General features: G+C 72.4%; 5 protein-coding genes. 4 read left to right on the top strand and 1 reads right to left on the bottom strand.

The genetic code is table 11. The features are described 5' to 3' along the window. The coding region (locus tag NBW84_RS19805; RefSeq protein WP_250286318.1) for a transporter associated domain-containing protein at positions 1 to 627 on the top strand (627 nt) is incomplete at its 5' end. Beyond that, positions 624 to 1,742: a hemolysin family protein gene (locus NBW84_RS19800; RefSeq protein WP_250286316.1), complete on the top strand. Its 1,119-nt coding sequence runs from the start codon at positions 624 to 626 to the stop codon at positions 1,740 to 1,742. The genes NBW84_RS19805 and NBW84_RS19800, both read left to right, overlap by 4 nt. Before the next feature lie 68 nt (positions 1,743 to 1,810). On the opposite strand, the gene NBW84_RS19795 is transcribed toward NBW84_RS19800, so the two are convergent. Continuing rightward, positions 1,811 to 2,260 carry an antibiotic biosynthesis monooxygenase family protein gene (locus NBW84_RS19795; RefSeq protein ID WP_250286314.1) on the bottom strand — a complete coding sequence of 150 codons (450 nt, stop codon included), beginning with the start codon at positions 2,258 to 2,260 and terminating at the stop codon, positions 1,811 to 1,813. A 242-nt stretch (positions 2,261 to 2,502) separates the two neighbouring features. Between NBW84_RS19795 and NBW84_RS19790 the strand changes: the two genes are divergently transcribed. Next, positions 2,503 to 3,639, top strand: coding sequence for an oxygenase MpaB family protein (locus NBW84_RS19790; protein ID WP_250286312.1), 1,137 nt, complete (start codon positions 2,503 to 2,505; stop codon positions 3,637 to 3,639). A gap of 127 nt (positions 3,640 to 3,766) precedes the next feature. Beyond that, a partial coding sequence (locus tag NBW84_RS19785) for a hypothetical protein (RefSeq protein ID WP_445548780.1) occupies positions 3,767 to 4,180 on the top strand: 414 nt, incomplete at its 3' end.

Here is a 4,180-nt window from a genome sequence, read left to right as displayed (position 1 = left end):
CGCGGCAGCACACCGGTCAGCCGGCTCATGGTCGCTCCGGTGGTGGTGCCGGCATCGCTGAGCTGCGACGATCTGCTCACCACCCTGCGCGGGCACAGCCTTCAGATCGCCGTGGTCATCGACGAGTACGGCGGCACCGCCGGCGTGGTCACCCTGGAGGACCTCGTTGAGGAGCTCGTCGGCCACGTCCTGGACGAGTACGACCAGCCGGAGAGGCCCGACGCCACCGCCGGGCCGGACGGGAGCTGGTCGCTGTCCGGCCTGCTCCGCCCGGACGAGGTCGCCGACCTGACCGGTGTCCGGCTGCCCGACGGCCCGTACGAGACCGTCGCCGGCATCGTCCTGCACCGGCTCGGGCGCATCCCGCAGCCGGGTGACCAGGTCGATGTCGAAGGACATCTGCTCACCGTCGAGGAGATGGACCATCATCGCGTCAGCCGTGTCCGGCTGACGGGCTGCCCGCCCGGCCAGCCGGCCCGGACCCGCCGGAGCGGGCACACCGGCCGCCCGCCCGGCTCGCACGGTCCGGGTCCGCGTAGCCCACACGGTCCGCACGGTCCGCACGGCCCGCACGGCACCGATGACACCGGCGGCACCGACGGCCCGGGCGGGCAGGCACGGCGATGACCCTGCTCTATCTGGTCGGCACGATCTTCCTGCTGGCCGGCAACGCGTTCTTCGTCGGCGCCGAGTTCGCCGTCATCTCGGTCCGTCGCGACCAGGTCGAACCGTCCGCGGCCGAAGGCGACCAGCAGGCCCGGAGCGTCCTGACCGCGATCGGGAACCTGTCGCTGATGCTCGCCGCCTCCCAGCTCGGCATCACGATCTGCTCGCTCGGGCTCGGCGCGGTGGCCGAGCCCACGATCGCCCACCTGATCGAGGGGGGTCTGGACCGGCTCGGCGTCCCCAGCGGCTTCCACCACCCGATCGGGTTCGCGCTCGCGCTCCTGATCGTCGCCTGCCTGCACATCGTGCTCGGCGAGATGGTGCCGAAGAACATCGCGCTGGCCGGCCCCGAGCAGGCAGCCCGCTGGCTCGCGCCGCCGCTGCTCCGGTTCGCCGGCCTGACCCGCCCACTGATCGTCTTTCTCAACGCCGTCGCCAACCGATGTGTCCGGCTCGTCCGCGTCCATCCGGTGGACGAGCTGAGCACCGCCTACACCCCGGACCAGCTCGCGGCGATGATCGCGGAATCCCGGCGGCAGGGCCTGCTGGAGGACACCGAGCACGAGCTGCTGACCGGCGCGCTGGAGCTGTCCGAGCGGGCCGCCGGCACCATCATGATCCCGGTCTCGGAGATCGTGACCGTCCCGTGGTCGGTGACCGCGTCCGAGCTGGAGAAGCTGGTCGCCGAGACCGGCTTCTCCCGCTTCCCGGTGCGCGCCGCCGGCGGTGGCGCCCCGGCCGGGCCGGGCCCGGTAGTCGTCGGTTTCGTGCACGCCAAGGACGTCATCGGTATCCATGGCGACGCCCGCGACGAGCCGCTGCCGCCACGCAGGCTGCGGCCGATGGCCGAGGTCCGCGCCGACCTGCCGCTGGACGAGGTCCTGCGCCTGATGCAGCGCAGCGGCTGCCATCTCGGCCGGGTACCCGGGCCGAACGGCACGACCCGCGGCGTCATCGCCCTCGAGGACGTGGTCGAGGAGTTCGTGGGCGAGATCGAGGACGCCAGCCACCGGCAGGGTGTAGGTGAGAACCTCCGTCAGGACAGCGGTTTCCACCTACAGACGCGGAAGCCGTAGGTGGAAACCGCTGTCCTGGTGACGGCTTCCACCTACGGACGGGGAGGCTTCGGGTAGCGGGACGCGGCCTACGCCTTGTCGTTCCTGGGCGCGGCCGACTGGACGACCTCGAACGACCACAGCGTGGCCGCGGCCGCGGCCGGCGCACCGGCCCCGGGATGACCAGCAGGTCCGCCGTGACCGGCCGGCGCGCCAGCCCCTGGGTGGCCACCGCCGGGGTGGCCGCCGGGGTGGCCGCCGGGGTGGCCGGCCGATGCCGGGGCACCCGCGGCGTCCGCCGCCGCCTGCGCGTGCCCGGCCTGGAAGGCGTTGGACGCCTGCCACTTCTGGAAGTCCTCCTCGCTGCGCCAGCGCGTGTAGACGAGGTAGGTGTCGGTGCCCTCCACCGGCCGCAGCAGCTCGAACCACTCGAAACCGTCCGCGGCCTCCACGATGCCGGCCCGGCCGGCGAACCGCTGCTCCAGCGTGGCCCGCAGCTCGGCCGGGACGGTCAGTGCATTGATCTTCACGACGCTCATGGGGCCACGTTAGTTCGTGGCGCCGGTCATGCGACAGCGCAACGACCCGCTCGGACCGGCGCATGTGCGCATCGCCCCGCGTTACATCACCATCTGATCACAATCTAGACACGCAGCGCACCCTGCATGCATCCATCGTAGTCAATGTGCAACCATTAGTTTCTATTTGATTCCTGAGAGTAAGAAACGGGGATGTTCAGGTGATTGATCAACGGCATCGAGCCCATGAAGTCACTGATGCCGTGACACGATCCACGCCGTGGCGGCCGGCGGCCGGCACGGGCAGTGGCGCCAACGTCAACAGCGATACCGACGGCAACCGCGGCACCAGCGACGACCACGGCACCGACAGCGGCGGCGGCACGGACAGCAACCGCGGTGCCGACAGCGGCGGCACGGACGCGGGCCCCGCACCGGATGCCGGGCTGTTCGGGCCGGCCAGTGTGACCTGGCGGGTGCACGGCGATCCGAGCATGATCGTCGCCGGTATCCGCGCGCTGCTCCTGCAGGGCGTGCACCCGCTGGCCATGGCCGGCGTCGCCCAGCACTCCGCCTACCGGGCCGACCCGTGGGGACGCCTGCTGCGTACCGCCACCTACGTCGAAACGATCACCTATGGGACGACCGCGCAGGCGCGGCAGGCCGCCGAACGGGTACGTCGCGTGCACACGCGTGTCCGTGGCACCGAGCCCACCAGTGGCCGGCCCTACCGGGCTGGCGATCCCGAACTGCTGCTGTGGGTGCATGTGAGCGAGGCCGAGTCCTTCCTCTCGACGGCCCGCCGATGCGGCCTGCGCCTCACCGACAGCCAGGCCGACGCCTACTTCGCCGAGCAGGTGCGGGCCGCCGAGCTGATCGGTATCCCGGCGGAGGACGTTCCGGACAGCCAGGCCGCGGTTGCCCACTATTTCACGCGGATGCGTCCTCACCTGCGGGTGACGCCGCAGTCCCGCGAAATGATCTCGTTCATCCTGCGGCCGCCCATGCCCCGGTGGGTGTCGCGGACCACGCCCGCGCGCCCGGCGTGGTCCGCCCTGAGCGCGATCGCCGCCGGGATGCTGCCGGGCTGGGCCCGCCGCCTCTACGGCCTGCCCGACACACCGCTGCTGGACACCGCCGCCTGCCTGGGCGCACGGGCGACACGTACCGCGCTGCTCGCGCTGCCCCGTCGGCTACGGCAGGTTCCCGAGCCGCGGGACGCCGTGATACGCCCTGCCAGGACGCGTCCTGCCAGGCCCGCGCCCGAAGCCCGGATGATCCCCCGGGACGCCCCACGGCGCCTTCTGATGACACTGCCACGCCAGCGGGCGCAGGAGAGCCAGCCGCCGCCCCAGGGCCGCCGCCGGCCCGCCCACCTGACGGTGGCGCCAGGCCGGTGACACAGGCTGGTGACACTGGCCCGACAGCGCAGCCGGGACGATATAGCAGGGGCAAAAAGTGTGTAATAAGGACAAAATGCAATAACGCCGTAGGGGGCTGTCACGGGCAGCCTGATGTGGCCTACCCTTGCCGATCGTGGCTCAACTTCCCCGGGTAGCGGTGTTCGGCGCGGGCCCGGCCGCCGGGACGGCGCTGCGCGCGCTCGTCGACTCCGGGCTGGACGCGCACCTGTTCGTGACACACGATCGCGCGGCGCGCGACGCGGGCGGCGGCCCGGCGGCGGCACCCCCCTCGTCCACCGGGGAGCCCGCCGGGGCCGGCAAGGAGCCCCCCGCAGGCAGCGGGGAGTTCCCGGACGAGCGGGGCTTCGCCGGGCGGTTCACCAGGCTCGACAGCGATGGCTACGGGATCCGCCCGGTGGACGGCGACCGTCGGCCGTTCGACGTCCGCGTCGGTGGCCAGCCGGCGACCCGCTGGGACGCCGTGGTGCTCCTCGGGGGAATCATCGCGCCTGGCGCCGGGCAGGCCGCCGAGTACCGG

The organism is Protofrankia sp. CiP1_Cm_nod2 (assembly GCF_920664355.1).
Lineage (GTDB): Bacteria > Actinomycetota > Actinomycetes > Frankiales > Frankiaceae > Protofrankia.
Note: the sequence above shows the minus strand (reverse complement) of the source record. Positions and strands in the feature narration are given on the sequence as shown.

Excerpts from the sequence above, each read along its gene's own strand:
- NBW84_RS19795 (WP_250286314.1), bottom strand. The coding sequence starts at position 2,260 with ATGAGCGTCGTGAAGATCAATGCACTGACCGTCCCGGCCGAGCTGCGG.
- NBW84_RS19800 (WP_250286316.1), top strand. The coding sequence starts at position 624 with ATGACCCTGCTCTATCTGGTCGGCACGATCTTCCTGCTGGCCGGCAAC.